Here is a 21,490-nt window from a genome sequence, read left to right on the forward strand (position 1 = left end):
TTCAAAATCCTAATGTGGAACGCCAGTAGGTTCCCGCCGTTCCCGTGATTAACTGGGCGGTTTGCTGGACAGTCGTCGGCAATCCTTGACCCGAATCCCCCGCTTCTATGGTTTGCCACCAGGGAGAATTCAGGGCGGTTTGGGGGCGAATCAGGGGTTGCTGATCGGTGGCGGTGTAGAGTAGGGATTGCAGGATGAGACTGTTGGTACTGCCACTCAATCCCTTGGCAGTTTTCCCGGTTTTTTCATAAAATCCCTCATAATAGCCAGATTGGGAATTATAGCGATCGCGGATTGCCTCCCATAGCGGCTGAGTATAGTCATGGTTCGGGAATAGGGCATGAAAGCCAAAGCCAACGGCTGTACTCACGGTGCGATTGTCGGGAACCGAGTTTCCTTGATCATCCAGAGTTGCCCAGGGTTTGCCCTTGCCAATAATCGTGCTATTGACAATATAGGGGGGTTGATCTAGTAGGGTCGTCGCCGCCCCTGTGACGGTACCTGTGCGACGATAGCGTTGGGCTTGGGCTTGCAGGAGGGGTTGCACCAACGCCATCATGGAGGGATCAAAGCCAAATTCTAAGCCGTAGAGGAGAAAGGGATTACTAACCGTGGAGGAGTCTGGGCTAGCTAAGGGTACGGGAACCCCCTCAACCAGGGTTGTCGGATAGGTTCGGCTACTCTGAGACGGGGTAACGTTGAACCCCCAGAGTTGAAATGCCCGCGCCGCATAGTCTACATAACCGAGGCGGGTTTCGGGAGTAACATGGGTTCGCAGTCGTCCATTGTTATCCTGTGTCACCCTGGCACTATAGAGAATCCCATCCCGGATAACTTGAGAATAAGACCAATCCAACACCAGATGATCCACAACATCAGTGTATTCTGGATGACAAGTTTTCAACGTGTACAACGCCGCCAATAGTCGTCCCAAATCCAACGCCGACCAACCCGTCCCCTCAGCCGTAGGATTGGTGCTACCCTTGACACTGGGGTTCCCGCCGTAATCGATGGGGTGTAAGGATTGGGTATCATAGCCTCGATGGGGTAATTGTCCGGCAAATAGGGGCAACTGCTGCAACGCGGCTAACAGATGACGAGTGCGATCGCTAAATTCTTCCGGTGAGATAATATCTAGAGTACGGGCAGCATGGAGGGCGGCTAGATAATCCCCTAATCCCCATAGCGTAGCCCCATTGAGATCCGCGCGATCGTTCACTAAGCCTGTATTCTGTTGATAGGTTGCCTGGAAATACTGCCACGCCTTCTCCCCGTAACGCCGTTGGGTATCGGTTAAGGGTATTGCCAGAGGGGGACAAGTTGAAGACTGGGGTTTTCCGACTGGAGGGAGGGGTTGAATCGCTACCGCAGGCGGGGTGGAGGTGGAATGAGTTCTAGGGGAAACAACGGCTTCCTTTCCCGGTTGTCCGGTGGAAACACTGACGCCATTGCTGCCAATTAAGGGTTGATTGCCTCTGGCTTTATAGTAGAGAATCTCTAAAATTAAGCCATTGGTATTCCCGGTTAAGGCGGTATTCGGTGCTTGAGTTTCCTCATACAATCCCGCATAAAACCCGCCACCATCGGGACTGCGTAAGTCTTTCACCGCCTCAAACAGCGTTTTGGCGTAATCATTATCGGGATAGAGATAGTGCCAACCGAAGGCGGCTTTAGTGCTGATGCTGCGTAACGCTGAGTGAGACTCGTTGCGATCGGTAATTGTTGCCCAGGGAACGCCATTGGCGTAAACGGTATTGTAGAGAAAATAGGGCGCTTGATCAATATTATCCTCTGTCACCGCCGTGAGTTGTCCAGTTTGTTCATAGCGACGTTTCTGAACCTCTAAAACCCTAGCCGCATAATCCGCAATATCTCCCTGGAAGCCAAATTCAATCCCATCTAAAATATAGGACTCACTCACTACATAGTTATTGGCATTGGTGGTTTGGTAATCGCGGGTATCCACAGGAATTTGCACCCCATTAATCTCCACCAACTTAAACGGTTCAAAGGAGACCGCTTTCGCCGCATTAAAGCCCCAAAGTTCGTAGCCTCTCGCCGCATATTCTTCATAACCCAGACGCCCTTCTTGCACCAATAGAGTTTGATTATCCGGTAAAACCGTAGCGCCATAGAGGTGTCCATCGTTAAGCGATCGCTCAATATCCCACGTCTGAAGAATTTTAGACAACCAATCTTCATACTGGGGATGACAAGTCCGAATTACATCAAATGCGGCTAATACGCGACCAATATCCAACGCCGACCACCCAATTCCTCGTTCGATGGGAGTATTGGCATAATCAACAAGTTGTCCAGTTTCGGTATTATACACTTTGTTGGGTAGGCTATCTTCAAATAACCTCAACATTTCCAAACCCGTTAAAAACTGATTCAGGCGATAGTCGAACTCTCCCTGGTCAATTAAATTTAACCAGCGGGCTGAATTCAGTGCCATTAAATAATTTCCCATATCCCAGAGTGTACCGGAGGGATAATCATTGCTGGAGTTGGTGAATCCTGTTTCCGGCTGATAGTTATTGAGAAAATACTGCCAAGCTGTCTGGGCATAAATTTGTTCCTCTGCTGTTAGCGGGGCAGCAATTTCCGCACAGGTAGCAGGTGCGGAGGTTTGCATTTGAGCGAATGCTGTTTGGGGAAACTGAATCAATAGTGAAGGAGAGATTGCTGCGATGAGGAATAAAGCAATTAGTTGTAAGGCGGTTTGGCGAGAAGGTTTTGGCAGCATAAGAATAAATGTTTACGCTAGAACAAGTAACATCATTCGTCATTTGTTAGGGAACAGGGAACAGTAAGAGTTTGAGGCTTGTTTACAAAACTGAGTACGGTGCTGTTTTCTTTTATCCAGCTACTTACTTAACTCTATTAATAGTTTGAATCGTCACCTTATCGGTAAAACCCGCCCCTACAAACCTATTCCTTCACCCCTGCCCACTCGATGAGTGGTTCGCCAACTTTTTTGTAGAGAAACAGTTCCAGAATCACACCATTATTATTCGCCGTCAGGGATTTATTCGGTTCATCTAACGACTCATAAAACCCGTTGTACCATCCCTTATCCGCTTTGAGATTATCTTGGACAAACTCAAATAACTTCTTGGTGTAATCCGTATTATAAAGAACGTGCCAACCCAGCGCCGCTTTCGTACTGATAAAGCGCAAATCATCATAATTTTCGCGAGTATCAGTAATCGTTGCCCAGGCTTCCCCATTGGCAAACAAAGTGCCGTAGACAAAATAAGGCGGACGATCCAAATTATCTTCAGTTACCGCCGTTAATTGATTCGTGGCATTGTACCGGGATTCTTGTGCCGCTAAAAGTCGATCCGCATAAGCTTTCGGCAGCGCTTTAAACCCGGTTTCAATTCCATCTAAAATATAGGGTTCGCTGAGGACATAGTTATTCGCTTCCGAGGTTTCATAATCTCGCTTGTCATAAGGAACCCCTTGACCATAAAGATCGACAAACGCCACATTTTCGGCAAAATCCAACGCCTTCTGAACATTCAAATCCCACAACTTCAAACCATAAGCCGCATAATTTTCATAGCCCAATCGCCCTTCCTGATTATATTGCTCTTTGCCATTAACAACGCTAGTGCCATACATCTGATTATTGTTCGTCAACCGCTCAACCTGCCAATGATCCCAAACCGCTTCCGTTTCTGATTTAAACTCTGGATATTTCGCGCCAACAATCTTCAGCCATAACGCCAATCGTCCTAAATCAATGGCTGACCAACCGATTTCCTCTTTCTTGTCCAGTTGACCATAATCAACAGGCATTAATGTTTCAGAATTATAGACTTTATTCGGCAATTCATCGTTATAAAGTGGCATCGTTGCCAGTGTTTTCAACAGGCGACTCATCTTAGTCTTAAATTCAGACTCTGGGATAATCTCCAGTTCTTTAGCACTGACTAATGCCGCAATTGCCGCCCCTTGATCCCACATCGTTACTGAGGCAAATCCATCAGCAGAATTCACCAATCCGGTTTGATCATTCCAGTTCTGTTCAAAATACTTCCAGGCTTGTTCAGCCATTGCCATTTCCGCTGGGCTTAATATACCTGCACCAGGGGGAATCACTGAACGTTCTGCCGCTTTGAGTTCAGCAGATGTGACAGGAGTACCGGGCAATTTTATCGATTCAGCATCAAGTTTCGCCAATTTAGGGTTTTCCTGGGACTTAGGCGTAACGACTTGAGAAACCGAGGCTTCTGGCGATGACATAGACGAGATATTCGGCTGATTTGACAGGCTTTCCAAACTCGCGATCGCGGCGATGGCTGTGGCAATTCCTCCAGCACAAACCAAAAGAGATAATTTTCTTGGCGGTGGCTCAAAATTAATACTCATAATGCTCCTCAAACTATTACAAATTACCAATTAAAAATGACCTAAAAAGAAATCCGCACCTGTCCACTAAAGGCATCATTGTTATAGTCACTATCCCCCGTCGCTCGATTCTGGACATTGGTATAGCGATAACCAAAATCTGCCTCTACATTGGGCGAAATCTTAGCTGTACAACGGGCTTCATACCCATTAGCATTGTCAAATTCTCCATCTAATCGCTGGCGTCCTAATGTTGCCGCTAACCGACAACTCAGAAACTCAAAGATATCCCCTTCCCAACCAATCTCGGCATTGTAAACTAAGAAATCCGGCGGTGAAAAATAGCCATTTTGTGTCTCTAGATCCTCTTGATAACTCCAGGTAAACAGATTAGCCGCCAGATAAAACTGACCCATTTTCTGCTCTAGCCGACTAAAGGATTGCCACTCTTGATTCCCATCGTTATAAAGCCCCAATCTCAGAAAGGTAAAGAAGCTCGTATCTGGGGCAATCTGCCAGTATAGATTGGGACCAAATCGCCAAGCCGTGATTTGATTATCTAGCGTTTCAGCATTAAACTTATAGGGCGCTTGTTCGACGATAAAGGCGGGAAAAATTCCCGATTCTAACTCTCCTGTCGGACTCACCTTAACCGCAATAGGCGTTTCCACCCTCGCTCTCAAATTCAGCGCCGTTGGCAAACGGTCAAACCAATCAACCCCTCCAGCAACCTCCACTGTGACTTGATCAATTTTTCCTTCCCAACCCACTTGAATGGGGATATTGGTCACGGAATCAACATCAGGATGCTCGAAGGAATTCAAGCCTGTTTTAAACCGGACGATATTCCCATTCCGTAAACGAAATTGAGCGGTTTCTTCAACAAAGAGATTCCGTTGATCAAAGTTATCATGGTCATAGCGAAAATTAGTCGTTAAACCTTCTAAAACAATCGACTCAGTAGAAGACGAAGCTGAACTGGGTTGGGATGGCAACTCTGGAGATTCCGGCGGTAATCGTAACCCCGGATTGAAGTTTTCTGGTGCAGCTATCAACAGAGGGGATTGATCGGATGGATAGTGCAGTTCAGTCGAGGAAACTTCAGTCAAACGACTATCTGTCTGAGTGGGTATTTCTGGGGATGACGCTAAAGCAAAATTCAACGTTACCTCTGGCGGAGACGGGTAGGGTATTGGTTCTAAAGATGGGGAAATAGCCGACTTATAAATTGGCGGACTATCGTGAGTCCGATGTAACGACAGGTTCTCTTTTATTCCAGACTTAGGAGTAACCGATTTCTCAGCTAGCGTCTTATCCAATTCAACCAAATTATCCGAAAATGGCATAGAATCTACCTGATTAAAAGCAGCTTGACTGATTGCCTGTAACCTACCAACACTCAATATCCAGAACCCGACAGTCCCGATAAAAATCCTTCGGTAATGCCAGCGCATTTTACTTACATTTCGCAGGAATAGCAAAAACTCTAAACCATAATTGAAACCGTTTACGCTCATGACTAACTCCTGAACGATAAACATCTTAGTCAGTCATGCCGGTCATTTACATCCGGGAAAACTATGAATGTTTGATGAAGGGAAGGCAATCTAATCCGTAAATTTACTGAGTGACATAGAAGAAAACAGTTCTAATTGTCTTCCCAAGTTCCCAGGCACACGACGTTTACCCTGAAGGGTGTCGTGTTTTCTCCTTACTAATTCTGATAACGGGTATACTGCTGAGTATATTCCTCAAAACTATTGCGTGTAAGTATTCCACCGGACATGATATGAACCTGTTCTTGTTGGGTTTCGTTCCTCAACCCAACCTACAAAGGTGACTGATGACGAATGACGATCTTTAACACATTTTTTTGATTTTGTCAATACAGGAATTCTAGGATAAAGTTTTGGTGACTTCCAAGAAATACCGTAATTCTTCGCTGGTGTCTGGGGTAGTGTCAAGTCCACAATTAACGGAATGACACTGACGTACAGTGGGAAGCCACTGGCACATCAGCATTACTGATAATTAAGCTGATTAATATTTAAACCGATCGCATGAGTCACTCAATTCACTCAAATTCTGCCTTGATTCTTATTGTTGATGATGACCGATTTACGCGGCTCATGCTGCGTCACATCATCGAAAAAGAGGGTAACAGAGTCGAAGAAGTAGAGAATGGAGAACAATGCCTTGCGACTTACGCCCAGCTACAACCGGATATGGTACTGCTTGATGCCATGATGCCAGAGATGGATGGTTTTACCTGTTGCCGCAAACTGCAAGCCTTGATGGGTAGCGATCGCACTCCTATTTTAATGATTACGGGATTGGATGACCAAACCTCGGTGGATCGGGCGTTTGAAGCGGGTGCGGTGGATTATGTGACTAAACCGATTCACGCCCCCGTGTTGCGGCGACGAGTGCGTCGTTTGCTGGAAGCGAGTTGGGCGGAGAAGGCGTTACGCAAAAGCGAGAAGCAATATCGTTCCGTGGTGGAAAATCTCAAAGAAGTGATTTTCCAAATGAATGCTGAACGACAATTAACCTTTCTTAATCCTGCTTGGACAGAGATTACAGGATTTTCTGTACCCGAAAGTATTGGTAAGCGCTTTGTAGACTTTATTCACCCTGATGATCGTCACGATCATGATGCACATTTCCACTATCTACTCCAATCCTATTCAGTTAACGCCTTACAGGTTAATGAAGCTAAATTAGCCGGAGAGGAACTCACCCCTCAAACGCCAGATTGCTGTTACCAAGTTCGCTATTTATCAAAAAATGGGACCGTAGCCTATATTGAAGTATATGCCCGCCTACTCTTAAATGAAAATGGGACTCTCAGAGGAATTTCCGGCACACTCAATGATATCACTGAACGCAAGCAAGCAGAGGAAGAATTACAGCGTCAAAATCAGATATTGCAACAGGAATTAAATCAAGCCGCCGACTACGTGCGATCGCTCTTACCGCGTCCCCTAACTGAATCGGTTGTCACCATTGAACAGCAGTTTGTTCCCTCGTTGCAGTTAGGGGGTGATGCCTTTGATTATTATTGGCTGGATTCGGAACATTTAGTCATGTATCTGTTAGATGTCGCCGGACATGGGGTGAAGTCCGCCCTGTTATCGGTATCAGTGTTGAATATTCTGCGATCGCAGTCTCTAACCAACACCAATTTTTACCAACCCAGCGCGGTTCTCACAGCACTCAATACCATCTTTCAAATGGGTGACACTGGCGATGACTATTTCACCATTTGGTATGGCGTCTACAACCGGACTAATCGCACCTTAGTTTATGCTTGTGCTGGACATCCACCCGCTCTTTTGCTGGCTGATGCTTCAACTCCCATACAACGGTTGGAAGCAAAGAGTATTCCCATTGGTATGCTTCCAGAAGCCGATTTTGATGAAGATTTATGCGAAATTAAACCCGACAGCACACTCTATTTATTTAGTGACGGAGTTTATGAAATTCATCAAGCCAATGGCGAAATTTGGGGGCTTAATGCATTCTCTGAAGTTCTAGAAATTGCCAGTTCATCCGCTAATAACACTCTAACACAAGTTTTTAACCATATCCAATCCCTTGGCTATAAGGGTATCCTTTCTGATGACTTTTCCTTGTTGAAAATTAGATTGTCTTAATTTTTTAGGGGGCTAGAAGTACCTGGATATAAATCCTGAGCGTTTGAAAACAAACACCAAGCAGACACCCTAAATCGTAGCGCATTCCATCCTCAGCCCTCCGTCTTCTGTTTGCTCATCCTGAGTCTGCTCCTGCCTTTAATAAGCTGTGCCAGAACGGAAATGGAGGGACAAGGTGATCAATTAACCACCGCGTCTGAGATTATGTCCCCGCTTAAGTGTGAGTATGAACGGGTCAAAGTGGAATTGATGGATATCAAGTCCAGTTGAAGGCAGGGTAAGTGGGTGGACATAATTAAAGTTAACAGTTGAGATTAGGAAACAGGAAACAGCCAGGGGGTGCAGGCTGTGGCTTGGATTCTAACCCTCAAGCTATAGCCAAAGATGGTACCAAAAAGAAGACAGGCAATAAAGCAAAAGGAGATAATGATTGGATAGGTGGACATGATACAACTCTCAACCCGATACAGATGCCTCCCTTACCTAGCAATGAAGCCGATAGACTCAAAGCACTTGAACGATATCATATTCTCGATACGTTGCCAGAAAAGGCATTTGATGATTTAACCAAGATGGCGGCGTACATCTGTGACGCTCCCATTGCCTTAATTAGCCTTCTCGATGCCACTCGGCAGTGGTTTAAGTCAAAGGTGGGTATAGATGCTACCCAAACCCCCAAAGAACAGGCGTTCTGCGCTCATGCGATTCTGAAGCCAGATCAGGTGTTAATGGTTCCGAATGCCCTAGACGATGAGCGGTTTGCCCAGAACCCTTTAGTTACATCTGAACCCAACATCCGTTTTTATGCCGGGACTCCTCTTGTCACTCCCGATGGTTTTGCGTTGGGTACCCTTTGCGTGATTGACCAAGTGCCGCGCCAGTTGACTCCAGAACAGATAGAAGCGCTAGAAGCCTTGGGGCGTCAAGTGATCGCTCAAATTGAGTTACGGCTGAATGTTGATAAATTAGAACGCCAGATGCAAGCCTTACAGAAGGCTGAAAACAATTACCGCAGTATTTTTGAGAATGCGGTTGAGGGAATCTATCAAACCACACCCGATGGGCATTATATTAGCGCTAATCCTGCCCTCGCCCGGATATATGGCTATAACTCACCCGCCGAGTTAATCGCCTCGGTTACCGATATTGGACAACAGCTTTACGTTGACCCCTCAAAACGGGCTGAGTTTATCAACCGGATGCAGCAACAGGGAGCAGTATCTCACTTTGAAGTTCAAGTCTATCGGCGCGATGGGAGCTTGATCTGGATTATGGAAAATGCCCGGGCGGTTCGCGATCGCAAGGGGACATTACTCTATTATGAAGGCTCCGTTGAAGATATTACCCAAAGCAAGCAAGCTCAAACTGCCCTAGAACAGCAAAATCGGGCGCTCAAAGACGCCAGACAAGTCGCAGAAAAAGCCAATAAAGCCAAAAGCGAATTCCTGGCAATGATGAGCCACGAGATCCGCACCCCGATGAATGGTGTAATCGGCATGACGGGACTACTCCTGGATACCGAACTGACCCCAGATCAGCGTCATTTTGCCGAAACGATCCGCAACAGTGGTGATACGCTGCTGACAATCATCAACGATATTCTCGACTTCTCCAAAATTGAGTCGGGCAAGTTGGATTTGGAAGAACAGCCCTTTGAACTCCGAGACTGTGTTGAAGACGCGCTGGATTTACTGGCGGCGAAAGCAGCGGCGAAAAAACTAGAGTTAGGCTATCGCTTCGACTCGCACATTCCTGATCAGGTGAGAGGAGATGTGACACGAGTCCGCCAAATTTTGGTGAATTTATTGAGCAATGCGGTTAAATTTACCGAAGCTGGAGAAATAGTGGTTTCGGTAACAGGGCGGAAATTAGAGAATGAGGCAGATTCTCACCCAGACTCCAATTGTTATCACATTCAATTTGCGGTTAACGATACAGGGATTGGTATCGCTCCCCAACGGATGCACCGCTTATTCAAGCCATTCAGTCAAGTGGATTCCTCCACCAGCCGCCAATACGGGGGAACAGGGTTAGGATTAGCGATTTGCAAACAGTTGAGTGCGATGATGGGCGGTACGATGTGGGTGGAAAGTCACGGCACTGTGGCGGGTAATCCTCCTGCGGGTTGGCAACCATCGGCAGAACAGCCGTCTGAGTCAGGTTCAACCTTCTATTTCATGATCACGGTTGAGTCGGTGGCGGGTGCTGTAGCACAGAGGGTTGACTCTCCATCCTGTCTCTCTGGGAAGCGGCTGTTGATTGTGGATGATAACGCCACGAACCGGGACTTTCTAAGCCGACAAGCAGAGGCTTGGTCAATGGTAACCGATACAGCATCCTCAGCAGCAGAGGCGATCGCCTTAATTGAGCAAGAGCCATCCTTTGATTTAGCCATTCTGGATATGCAGATGCCCCAAGTCGATGGTTTGAGTTTAGCCGCTACCCTGCGTCAGCGCCCTGATTGTCAGAAGTTGCCGCTGATTATGCTCACCTCCATTGGCATCCCAGAAAAGGAGTTGAATGCTGCCCAGGTTGATTTTGCGGCTTTCTTGAATAAACCAATTAAACAGTCTCAACTGTACAGCGTTTTGGTTCAAACGGTAGGGGGAATGCCAACTAAGATTAAATCCCGCCGTTCTCAGGGGGTTACACTCGACTCACAACTGGCATCGCGACTACCCCGGCGCATTTTAGTGGCGGAGGACAATCTGGTGAATCAACTGTTAGCGGTGCGGTTATTGCAGCGGATGGGTTATCGAGCCGATGTGGTTGGTGACGGGCTTGAAGCTCTGGAAGCCTTGCATCGTCAACCTTATGATATGGTATTTATGGATGTCCAGATGCCGCACATGGATGGTTTGGAAGCTACACAACGCATCTGTCAAACCTGGGATGCTGCCACCCGTCCTCGAATTATTGCGATGACAGCTAATGCCATGGAAGGCGATCGCCAAGAGTGTTTGAAGGCTGGCATGGATGATTATATCAGCAAGCCGATTCGAGTGGAGGAATTGGTACGAGTCTTAACTCAGTCTCAGCCAAACCAGGAGACGATAGAACCCGCACCAAGGCGTGAAGCGGCGCTTGACCTTGAGGTTCTGCAAGCCTTGCGAGAAACTCTTGGAGAGGGTGCATCAGCATGTTTGGCTCAATTAATTACGGTTTTCTTAACTGAAACTCCAGCATTAATCCAAGGGATGGAGACAGCCATTGTTCAGGGAAATGCAACCGGGCTAGAAGCATCAGCCCATACCCTCAAGTCAAGCAGTGCGTCTCTAGGGGCAATACCGTTTTCGGAATATTGCGAAAAGTTAGAAAGAATGGGAGAAAATGAGCAATTAACCACCGCTTCCGAGGTTGTGTCGCGGCTGAAGCGGGAGTATGAACGGGTCAAAGCGGCATTAATGGAGATTAAGTGCGGTTGAAGGCAATTTGTCGGGGTGGGTTTAGGGACAATTTGTAGGGGCGGGTTTAGGGACTAAAATCGGCTACTCACCAATAAATGAACAACAAAACCCGCCCTCTTCTTGTGCAATAACGCCACCAGCGTACTACAAAAACAATGGGTTCGTAGTTCAAAATTTTGGAAGGGCGGGTTTTGCATGAACTGTAGTGATTTCCCCGTTACTTGAGTTCCTAAACCCGCCCCTACATTTGGATGGGCTGGTATAGCAACCGCCATAGCGGTTAGGACACATCATTTATGTAGGCGAATTTCCAGGATACATTTACTGCCGGGTAAAGAAATTCGTTAATTTGGCTGAATCTTAAACAAGACAACAAAACCCGCCGTCTGCTTAACCGTGCGGCGTGAGTTTTGGATTGAGGTTATTGGTTGGGTTGAAGATTGGGGGAAGGGCGGGTTTTGCATGAAATGTAGTGATTTCCCCGTTACTTGAGTTCCTAAACCCGCCCCTACATTTGGATTGGCTGGTAAGGAATCCTCGTGCGTTGACACCGGGGAGGATCTAAAATAAACAAAAGTAGAGTCAGGAGCCAGTTTACTGGAAGTCGCCTATCGAAACGATCTATGGCAATCTTGTCGGATTAAAGCCTAGCCAGCTTAAACAACTGCAACGCCTCTATCATCAGCGCTTACCAGGCGATCGCTTGACGACGCCAGAATTTGCCCAACGGTTGGCTGCGATTAGCGCTGATATCAAACAGCCCTTATGTACTTACCTGAATCGTCGAGGACAGGTAATTCGCGTCGGAGTGGGAACCCCAACCCAAACCAAAATCCCACCCTTGGAGTTACCCCGCTATGGTGCAGAACGATTGTGTGGGATTCGCTGCATTGCAACTCAACTCAAATCCCATACCCCGCGTAATGCTGACTTAACCGCCATGGCGATTCAACGCTTGGATGCGCTAGTCTTGCTAACCGTGAGTGAGTCAGGATTTGAACGGCGGGGGGGAGGCGCAACCGGATATGTGAACGAAACCTATTTAGCCCACCTGATTCCCGTTACTCAGTCATCGAAACAAGACAACGATGGTCAACCTAGTTGGCATTTATCCCCAGCTTTAAGTTTAGATCTGTTGACTAAACAAGATTTCTTTGATTTAGTTGAAGGACTCGAAGCTGAATTCCGCCGCGAATTTATCGCCCAACACGTCGATGTTGATCAAGATCGGGTGTTGATTGTCGGGTTAATGACAGGCAATATGAATAAGGGGCAGTTTGAAGACGGGTTAGCCGAAATTGCCCGACTGGTGCAAACCGCCGGCGGGGAAGTATTACAGACGCTGCGACAAAGGCGATCGCAACCCCATCCTCAAACCGTTGTCGGCGCGGGAAAAGTGCAGGAAATTGCCTTAACGGTGCAGACATTAGGGACGAATCTGGTTGTATTTGACCGCGACTTATCCCCCGCCCAAGTTCGTAACCTTGAAGCCCAAACCGGGGTACGAGTCGTTGATCGCACGGAAGTCATCCTCGATATATTCGCTCAACGCGCCCAATCTCGTGCTGGGAAATTACAAGTCGAATTAGCCCAATTAGAATACATGCTGCCGCGCCTCACGGGTCGAGGTCAAGCCATGTCCCGATTAGGCGGTGGAATTGGAACTCGTGGTCCAGGGGAAACTAAACTGGAAACCGAACGCCGTGCGATTCAGCGCCGAATTGCCCGATTGCAACAAGAGGTGAATCAGTTGCAGGCACATCGATCGCGGATGCGACAACGACGCCAAAAACAAGATGTGCCAACGATTTCTGTTGTGGGTTATACAAATGCGGGTAAATCGACGTTGTTAAATACATTAACGAATGCCGAAGTTTACACCGCTGATCAATTGTTTGCCACCCTTGACCCCACTACCCGACGTTTACCGATTACTTATGCGGAGACTGGGGAATCGATTACGGTTTTGCTAACCGATACCGTGGGATTCATTCACGAATTACCACCCCCCCTCGTCGATTCCTTCCGCGCCACGTTGGAAGAGGTGACAGAAGCCGATGCGTTAATTCATCTGGTGGATTTATCCCATCCCGCATGGCAAAATCATATTCGTTCAGTCATGTCCATTTTGGCAGACATGCCCGTGACACCCGGACCGATTCTAGTGGTGTTTAACAAGATTGACGACGTAGACAGCGATACCCTAGCTTTAGCCCAAGAAGAATTTCCCCAAGGGGTATTTGTTTCAGCTAGCAAAAGGTTAGGATTAGAAACCCTGCGGCAAAAAATAGCCCAGTTAGTGGATTATGCGATCGCACCGCAAATGTAGATGGGGAGATGGGGAGATGGGGAGATGGGAAGCTGGGGAAGATGAGGGAGAAGATTTGCAATCAACAAATGACGAATGACACAATATAATTTTACAATTATCGGTGGCGGAATAGTTGGCTTGTCTACGGCTTTAGCAATCGGACAACGCTACCCTGACTGTAAGATTTTAGTCCTGGAAAAAGAGAACCGTTGGGCATATCATCAGACGGGCAATAATAGCGGGGTCATTCATTCGGGAATTTACTATAAACCGGGCAGTTTTAAATCAAAATTTGCCCGTGAAGGGAATCTGTCTATGGTCAGATTTTGTCAGGAACATGGGATTCCTCATGATGTTTGTGGCAAAGTGATTGTGGCGACAGAATCTGAGGAATTACCGTTGCTGGATAGTCTCTATCAACGGGGATTAGAGAATGGGTTAACGGTGAAGCGAATTAGTCCGGAAGAGGTGGCAGAAATTGAACCTTATGTGCGTTCTGTTGGTGGAATTCGGGTGGCGGCGACGGGGATTGTCGATTATCGGCAAGTGTGTGAAAAGTATGTGGAATTAATTAGCGCCCAAGGGGGAGAACTGCGATTAAATACCACGGTACAAAATCTGCGAGAAACGGCTGATGGTTTAGTCGTCGAAACCAATCAAGGTGAATTTGAGACGCGGATGGCGATTAACTGTGCTGGATTGCAGAGCGATCGCGTGGTGAAATTGGGTCAGATGCAGCCTCCCGCTAAGATTATACCGTTTCGGGGGGAATATTACGAACTGAAGCCGGAAAAGCGATATTTAGTCAAGCATCTGATTTATCCGGTTCCGAATCCGAATTTCCCCTTCTTAGGGGTTCATTTTACCCGCATGATTGATGGTGGGATTCATGCAGGTCCAAATGCGGTGCTGAGTTTTAAGCGAGAAGGGTATAAAAAGACGGATTTTGACTGGGGAGATTTTGTGGAAATTATTACGTTTCCAGGGTGTTGGAAATTGGCACAAAGCTATTGGCAAATTGGCGTGGAGGAAATTATTCGTTCCTTTAGTAAAGCGGCATTTGTTCGCAGTTTGCAACGACTGATTCCGGAGATTAAATCTGATGATTTAAGACCGACTCATGCAGGCGTTCGCGCCCAAGCCTTGATGGAGAATGGTCAATTAGTGGATGATTTTCTGATTGTCGAAGGACATAAAACTCTGCATGTCTGTAATGCGCCCTCTCCTGCGGCTACCGCTTCCCTAGAAATTGGACGTGCGATCGCGGATCGAGTAGAGACGTTGCATGCAACGTCTCTACAATTGTAGGGGCGACCCGCCGCATACAATTAACAACACCCAACCCTGAATCGACTCGGGTCGCCCCCCACTAGGTATTGGGAATTACATATTTGACACTGCTTACCTTTGGACAAGGGCGAGTCGAGATAGGTTAATTCTCACACCGCCTACGATGTGCAGCGAGGAGCCCCTACAGAAGAAAACCTAAGACAATCTAGGGCTAAAGCCCTGACTACGAACGAAGGAACGAAATAATTTCTTATGTTACTACATACCGCTGAATAAAATGTTCTAGGGATTCCATCTGCAAATTGTAGACCGACTCAATCTCTGCAATTTGTTCTGTCGTACAGAAGAACTCATTTGTGATTAAGGTTCGTAGCGTATTTAACCCACTACTGACACTGGGATTAACAAATTCTAATGCCGTTTTTACCCCATCAAAGACAAATAAGGGCGGATTGATAATAATGGGTTCTCGATTAAACACACGACCAAAAATCTGAGGGATATCTTCCCGTTTGAGAATATCGGGTCCCCCTACCGGAAAAATTTGATTGTGTGCGGCTTCAATGCTAATCGAATCAACGGCAATTTTTGCTAAATCATCGGTACTCACAATAGACGAGCGATGTTTGGGATTCCCGTTGAGCAAATAAACCCCCGTTTCCCGAAATCGCTCCGCTAGTGGTAAAAGATTGGAGGCAAAACCAGAGGGGCGAAGAATCGTATAGGTGATATCACTCCCTTGTAAATACTTTTCTGTGGCTCGTTTCGCCTTAAACACGGGTGCATTTTCATACTCTCGTTCTGCACCTAATACAGAAACATAGACAAATTGCTTCATTTCCAGCACTTTTGCCTGATCAATCAGTTCTCGATTGGCGCGATAATCGATGGCTTGAGCATCACCTGCGGAACCATGGGTGCTAATAATATAATCCACTCCCTGACAGGCTTTTTCGATGTCTCTATCATCGCTCAAATCACCAACAAATATCTCCGCGCCTCGGTTTTCTAATTCCTTGTAATTTGAGGATAACCGAACAAATGCCCGCACGGGTAATTCCCGTTCTCGTAACACCCGGACAATCCGGCGTCCTAATCCTCCCGTAGCACCTGTTACTAAATACATAAAAAGTTCCTCATTTACTGCGTTAACATAAAGGGCAATCCTCTGTAGGGGCGGCTTTTACCACTATCTTTTCAATTGCACTTTGATGTGACTAAACCCGCCCTGTTTCTGGAGTTATAGCAACCGCCATAGCGGTTAGGACACATCATTTATGTAGAGACGCGCCATGGCGCGTCTCTACAATGGTGCTCTCCCCAGCCAGCCCTCACCCCCAGCCCCTCTCCCAAGCTTGGGAGAGGGGAGCAAGAAGGGAGCAAGAGGGGAGCAAGAGGGAAGCAAGAGAATCCAGTTCCCCTTCTCCCGTGTAACAAAAGCGAAGCATATCTTAACTCGAATGGCACTGAAATAAGTATTAGGAAATTGCCGAAACTTTTGATATTCAGTAGGGTGGGTTGAGCGAAGTCGAAACCCACCCGCTTTAAGTCAGTGCCGTTCATCTTAACTCTCAAATTCAACAATCACTGGTGCATGATCGCTAGGTTTCTCTAGTTTTCTAGGTTCTACATCAATCCTACAACGGGTTGCCGCTTCATACAGCTTAGGGGTCAGATAATGATGGTCAATTCGCCAACCTCGGTTACGGCTAAACCCGCCATGGCGATAATCCCACCAGCTAAAATGACCCCCATCTTGAGTAAACTTGCGAAACGCATCTCCTAAGCCTAGCGCTAACACCTCCTCTAAGGCTTGGCGTTCTGCTGGCGATGCCATGATATGCTTGTCTTTATTCTTGGGATTATGAATATCTCGGTCATCGGGAGCAATGTTAAAATCGCCACAGATACAGAGTTCATGAGGTTGAGTCTCTAAGAGCGATCGCACATATTCCTTTAACAGCTTTAACCAGCGTAGTTTATACTCATACTTCTCACTTCCCACCTCAGAACCATTGGGAACATAGAGATTAATAATCCGAACGCCATCCAGAATCCCGGTAATCACCCGCTTTTGCCCGTCTAATTCCCCTACTTCCTCCGGCGTCAACACTCCCGTAAACCCCACACTCACCGCTTCTAAAGGGTTACGGCTAAACAGTGCCACCCCGTTATAGGATTTTTGCCCGGACACATAGAGATGATAGCCTAAGTCTTCAAAGGGCGATCGCGGAAATTGCTCATCAACGACTTTGGTTTCTTGCAGACACAGCACATCCACAGGATTTTCGGTTAACCACTGACAGACATGATCTTGGCGGGTGCGAATTGAGTTGACATTCCAGGTAGCGATTTTCATATTAATTCTATAATCTTTTCAATTTTACGGCTTTTGTCTCTCCTTGACAGACCCAAGCGCCCCAAAAGTAAGGATGGGCGAGGGCTTGAGCGGTGGGATGTAATTGTCGAGTTTGGGGTAATTCTTTCTCTAATTCCGCTAAGATGCTACACCCTAATTCAGATTCCTGTAACTGTTTAACCGTAATGGTGCGAATATAATCTTGAGCCTCTTTTAATGCTACACGTCGCCCGATACCCTGACGCAGATTGGATAAGAAGCGATTCATCAACAAGGCGGTAGCGCGATCGGGAACTGACCAAAGGCTCATGATTAAGGTTTTGGTTCCGGCTATGGCAAAGGCGCGACGCAAGCCGAAAACGCCCTCACCCAGTTTGACATCCCCGATTCCAGTTTGGCAGGCGGAGAGGATGGCGAGTTCGGTTTCCCACAGATCAAGGGCGGCGATGTCTTGGGCGAATACCATGCCTTTTTCGGCGGCGTCGGGTAAGGGTTTCCCTTCTAGCCAACGATTCGCGCCTGCAAAGGCGAGGGCGGAACGTAACATTGGGTCTTCGGGATGGGAGGTTGAGGGGGTTTGGATTGATTTGGAGAAATAGCCGTGGGTGGCGATTAATAGGAGTTCTGGGGATTGGCATTGGGTGAGGCGAGAGGCGAGGGCGTCTTTGCCAAAGTAGGGGGAGATGTTGAAGCGTTGGGCGATGCTTTCTCCTAGGTGACGGGTGCCTTCGGCGCGTGGGAATCGGGCATTGGTGAGGGTGGCGATTGACCTCTCTCTCAGCCCCTCTCCTGCAAGGATGCTGGGGATTGACCTCTCCCCCAGCCCCTCTCCTGCAAGGAGAGGGGAGCAAGATTCCGGCTCCCCCCTTCCCACGCAGGGAAGGGGGGTTGGGGGGGTTAGGTTCCCCACAGGTGCTACGAGGTCAAAATCGGGGTCAGCAATAATTAAGGGGGGAGAGGATGGGCGATTGGTTTTAATTTTCGAGCGCAAGATATCTCGCCCACCGCTAAGATAACTGATGGCGTACTCGTCTCTGAGTAGGGTTTCTCCTGTCTCATCACTGGGGAGAAGGTCAAAGGGTAATAGGTTTAAATCCCCATCGGGGGCGAGGAATAGGGGTTGGTTGGGCTGCAAGTGGGGGCGAAGGGGGGCAAAAATCCGATGCTGTAATTCTATGCCGTTGATGGGTTGGGGTTGTTCGTCCGCTTCGTCTTCCTCGTCATCTCCTCCCATGTCTAGAGATTGCACCGCTTTTACACCGTCAGAGACATGGCGGCGAAAGTCCTGTATTAGTTGGTTAATTTCTGCGGCTGCGCCTAAGTATCGCATTTGCACGTTATCGGCTTGTCCGGCGGGTAGGATAAATGCTAGATAACGGGCGGGTTTAATGTGAGAAGCATGAAAATCAAAGACATCAAAACAGACAAACTCGATTAAACTGCTACCTTCAGGTAGCGCTAAGGCGACGGTGTGACAGTCAATTTGTTGGTCTTGGAGTTGGATTTCTGGAACTTGGGCGGTCAGTTGTTTCTGGAGTTGGTTATGTTCCCTTTGCAGTTGGGGAATTAGATCAGGTCGAGGTTGGTGATAAATATAGTGGATAATCTGGTCGCTGAGTTGTCGCAGTTTGGTGAACTCCGATTGCAGATGGGGATAACGTCCACTATGGATGGCTTGATTGAAGGCGGCGGAAGCGGCGGCGGTGAGGGATTTGCGCTGGAGGATTAAATCGAGTGCAGTTTGGATGGCGTGGGGAGAGTTGGGGAAATGCTGGTAGATGAGAGAGAGGAATGCATCAAAATTATTTCTGACCGTTTGCAGAAAGGTAAGGCGATCGCTTTCTGAACTGTAGGTAAAAGCTTGGTAAATCAGACGGTTCTCGATTGTCATTGCCTGTTTCATGTAGTCTAGCGCTTGATCATAGCGATGGGTGGCAACAAAAAATCCGGCTAAATTATTCAGACTTTGTGCAATATCAGGATGATCATCCTTAAATATGCGCTGTCTCATTGCCAGGGCTTGCTGATACAAGGGTGCGGCTTCCGCTAATCTTCCTTGGGATTTGTAGAGTGCAGCTAAATTATTCAGACTTAATGCCACATGAGGATGATCATCAGCAAACAGGCGCTGAAACATTGCCAAGGCTTGCTGATATAAGGGTTCGGCTTCTGCTATTCTTCCCTGAAATTTGTAGAGTGCAGCTAAATTATTCAGACTGGACGCAACATGAGGATGGTCATGGGCAAACAGGCACTGTCTCATTGTCAAGGCTTGCTGATGCAAGGGTTCAGCTTCTGCTATTCTTCCCTGAGATTGGTAAAATGAGGCTAAATTATTCAGACTTAATGCCACATCAGGATGGTCATCCTTAAATATGCGCTGCCACATTGCTAGGGCTTTCTGATATAAGAGTTCGGCTGTCACTAATCTTCCTTGGGATTCGTAGAATTCAGCTAAATTATTCAGACTTAATGCCACATTAGGATGATCATCAGCAAACAGTCGCTGCCACATTGTTAGGGCTTGCTCATATAAGGGTTCGGCTGCCGCTAATCTTCCTTGGGATTCGTAGAGTACAGCTAAATTATTTAGACTTTGTGCGACATCAGGATGGTCATCGGCAAACAAGCGCTCTCTCATTGCTAGAGCTTGTTGTAACAAAGGTTCGGCTGTCGCTAATCTTCCCTGAGATTGGTAAAATGAGGCTAAATTATTCAGACTTAATGCCACATCAGGATGGTCATCCTTAAATATGCGCTGCCACATTGCTAGGGCTTGTTGATATAAGGGCTCGGCTGCCGCTAATCTTCCTTGGGATTCATAGAGTGCAGCTAAATTATTCAGACTTAATGCCACATCAGGATGGTCATCAGCAAATAGGCGCTGCCACATTGCCAGGGCTTTCTGTAACAAAGGTTCGGCTTCCCCTAGTTTTCCCTGAGATTTGTAGAGGTAAGCTAAATTATTCAGACTGGACGCGACATGAGGATGGTCATGGGCAAACAAGCGCTGTCTCATTGCCAGGGCTTTCTGATACAGGGGTTCAGCTTCCGCTAGTTTTCCCTGGGATTGGTAGAGTAAGGCTAAATTATTCAGACTTAATGCGACATGAGGATGGTCATGGGTAAACAGGCGTTGCCACATTGCTAGGGCTTGCTGTAACAAAGTTTCGGCTGCCGCTAATCTTCCTTGGGATTCGTAGAGATAAGCTAAATTATTCAGACTTAATGCTACATCAGAATGATCATGGGCAAACAGGCGCTGTCTTGTTGCCAGAGCTTGTTGTAACAAGGGTTCGGCTTCCGCTAGTTTTCCCTGGGATTTGTAGAATAAGCCTAAATTATTTAGACTCGCAGCCACATTAGTATGGTTATCTCCCCACAGTTTTTGGGCTAATGCCAATCCCGCTTGAGCTAGACTTACAGATCGAGCATACTGACCTTGATTATAGAGTTGGAAAACTTGCTGATTGAGTTGTCTACAGCGTAATATCTGCTTGATTCTTACTACTCTTCTTACTAATTTTCCCAATCTATTCAAAACTCTCATTGTCTACTCCTTGTAATGATGTGATTGATTCTTCTAGTTTCCCGATTTTAATTTCCGTGGTTGTCGCCTGTTTTCGTGAAGGGTAATGTATCCTTAAAGGCTTTGGTGGGTTACGGCGGATTGTTCAGTTTAAGGTTATTTGCCATTATTTTGTTCCCGCCTAACCCACCCTACCGAGACTACCAAGACTAGGCATACTCCTAGAATAGATTGGCATTGTTGGGGCGTGTGGGAGCGTGATTATCGAGGCACGTAGGGGCGCACCGACGTGCATCCGTGTCAACTTAAGGTAGAAAACCAATGCTGGCGAGATTTTAAGCTGTGTCTATCTACTTCTCGACATTTTCCCCCTCATCCCCTAACCCCAACTCCGGACCCCCCTCGTTCCCCCCTACCCCCCTCGTTCCCCCCTACAAGAGGCAGGGCTAATTCATTGTGATGAGAGAAAATTAGGGCGACCAGGACTATTCAGACAGCAAGACGACTCTGGGCTAGAAGAACACCATTAGAACACATAGTTACTTTACGCGATCGCTCTTTCCACTAGCACTCATCTAG

10 protein-coding genes are annotated in these 21,490 nt (G+C 47.2%); 4 read left to right on the forward strand and 6 right to left on the reverse strand.

What is annotated here, in order from left to right; genetic code table 11:
• Position 1: 1 nt before the first annotated feature.
• The 3 genes from RH949_RS15135 to RH949_RS15145 form a co-directional block, all read right to left on the reverse strand.
• Positions 2-2,749, reverse strand: a complete 2,748-nt coding sequence (locus RH949_RS15135; protein ID WP_446354203.1) for a DUF3131 domain-containing protein — start codon at positions 2,747-2,749, stop codon at positions 2-4.
• 185 nt (positions 2,750-2,934) lie between these two features.
• Positions 2,935-4,380, reverse strand: a complete 1,446-nt coding sequence (locus RH949_RS15140) for a DUF3131 domain-containing protein (protein WP_446354205.1) — start codon at positions 4,378-4,380, stop codon at positions 2,935-2,937.
• A gap of 41 nt (positions 4,381-4,421) precedes the next feature.
• Positions 4,422-5,876 carry a hypothetical protein gene (locus RH949_RS15145; RefSeq protein ID WP_446354207.1) on the reverse strand — a complete coding sequence of 485 codons (1,455 nt, stop codon included), beginning with the start codon at positions 5,874-5,876 and terminating at the stop codon, positions 4,422-4,424.
• 543 nt (positions 5,877-6,419) lie between these two features.
• Between RH949_RS15145 and RH949_RS15150 the strand changes: the two genes are divergently transcribed.
• The 4 genes from RH949_RS15150 to lhgO all read left to right on the forward strand — a co-directional run bounded on the left by RH949_RS15150 (position 6,420) and on the right by lhgO (position 15,041).
• Positions 6,420-8,015 carry a SpoIIE family protein phosphatase gene (locus tag RH949_RS15150; protein WP_446354209.1) on the forward strand — a complete coding sequence of 532 codons (1,596 nt, stop codon included), beginning with the start codon at positions 6,420-6,422 and terminating at the stop codon, positions 8,013-8,015.
• Positions 8,016-8,368: 353 nt separating this feature from the next.
• Entirely contained in the window at positions 8,369-11,440 is a 3,072-nt protein-coding gene (locus RH949_RS15155) for a response regulator (protein ID WP_446354211.1), read from the forward strand.
• A 592-nt stretch (positions 11,441-12,032) separates the two neighbouring features.
• Complete coding sequence (gene hflX, locus RH949_RS15160) at positions 12,033-13,751, forward strand: GTPase HflX (RefSeq protein WP_446354223.1); 1,719 nt, start codon at positions 12,033-12,035, stop codon at positions 13,749-13,751.
• Between the two features lie 75 nt (positions 13,752-13,826).
• Positions 13,827-15,041 carry an L-2-hydroxyglutarate oxidase gene (lhgO, locus tag RH949_RS15165; protein WP_446354213.1) on the forward strand — a complete coding sequence of 405 codons (1,215 nt, stop codon included), beginning with the start codon at positions 13,827-13,829 and terminating at the stop codon, positions 15,039-15,041.
• A gap of 232 nt (positions 15,042-15,273) precedes the next feature.
• Here the strand turns inward: lhgO and RH949_RS15170 are convergent, their stop codons facing one another.
• The 3 genes from RH949_RS15170 to RH949_RS15180 all read right to left on the reverse strand — a co-directional run bounded on the left by RH949_RS15170 (position 15,274) and on the right by RH949_RS15180 (position 20,932).
• On the reverse strand, positions 15,274-16,149 hold the full coding sequence (locus tag RH949_RS15170; RefSeq protein ID WP_446354215.1) for an SDR family oxidoreductase: 876 nt from the start codon (positions 16,147-16,149) through the stop codon (positions 15,274-15,276).
• A gap of 438 nt (positions 16,150-16,587) precedes the next feature.
• The gene (gene xth / locus RH949_RS15175; RefSeq protein WP_446354217.1) at positions 16,588-17,382 is read right to left on the reverse strand and encodes an exodeoxyribonuclease III; all 795 of its coding nucleotides are present in this window, start codon (positions 17,380-17,382) and stop codon (positions 16,588-16,590) included.
• Positions 17,383-17,389: 7 nt separating this feature from the next.
• The gene (locus RH949_RS15180; RefSeq protein ID WP_446354219.1) at positions 17,390-20,932 is read right to left on the reverse strand and encodes a tetratricopeptide repeat protein; all 3,543 of its coding nucleotides are present in this window, start codon (positions 20,930-20,932) and stop codon (positions 17,390-17,392) included.
• Between the last annotated feature and the right edge of the window lie 558 nt (positions 20,933-21,490).

The organism is Coleofasciculus sp. A1-SPW-01 (assembly GCF_040217205.1).
In the GTDB taxonomy this organism is placed as follows: Bacteria; Cyanobacteriota; Cyanobacteriia; order Cyanobacteriales; family Coleofasciculaceae; genus Coleofasciculus; species Coleofasciculus chthonoplastes_A.

Bases quoted from the DNA above. Each gene is read 5' to 3' on its own strand.
- RH949_RS15180 (WP_446354219.1), bottom strand. From the start codon at position 20,932: ATGAGAGTTTTGAATAGATTGGGAAAATTAGTAAGAAGAGTAGTAAGA.
- RH949_RS15145 (WP_446354207.1), bottom strand. From the start codon at position 5,876: ATGAGCGTAAACGGTTTCAATTATGGTTTAGAGTTTTTGCTATTCCTG.
- RH949_RS15170 (WP_446354215.1), bottom strand. From the start codon at position 16,149: ATGTATTTAGTAACAGGTGCTACGGGAGGATTAGGACGCCGGATTGTC.
- RH949_RS15150 (WP_446354209.1), top strand. From the start codon at position 6,420: ATGAGTCACTCAATTCACTCAAATTCTGCCTTGATTCTTATTGTTGAT.
- lhgO (WP_446354213.1), top strand. From the start codon at position 13,827: ATGACACAATATAATTTTACAATTATCGGTGGCGGAATAGTTGGCTTG.
- RH949_RS15135 (WP_446354203.1), bottom strand. From the start codon at position 2,749: ATGCTGCCAAAACCTTCTCGCCAAACCGCCTTACAACTAATTGCTTTA.
- RH949_RS15140 (WP_446354205.1), bottom strand. From the start codon at position 4,380: ATGAGTATTAATTTTGAGCCACCGCCAAGAAAATTATCTCTTTTGGTT.
- xth (WP_446354217.1), bottom strand. From the start codon at position 17,382: ATGAAAATCGCTACCTGGAATGTCAACTCAATTCGCACCCGCCAAGAT.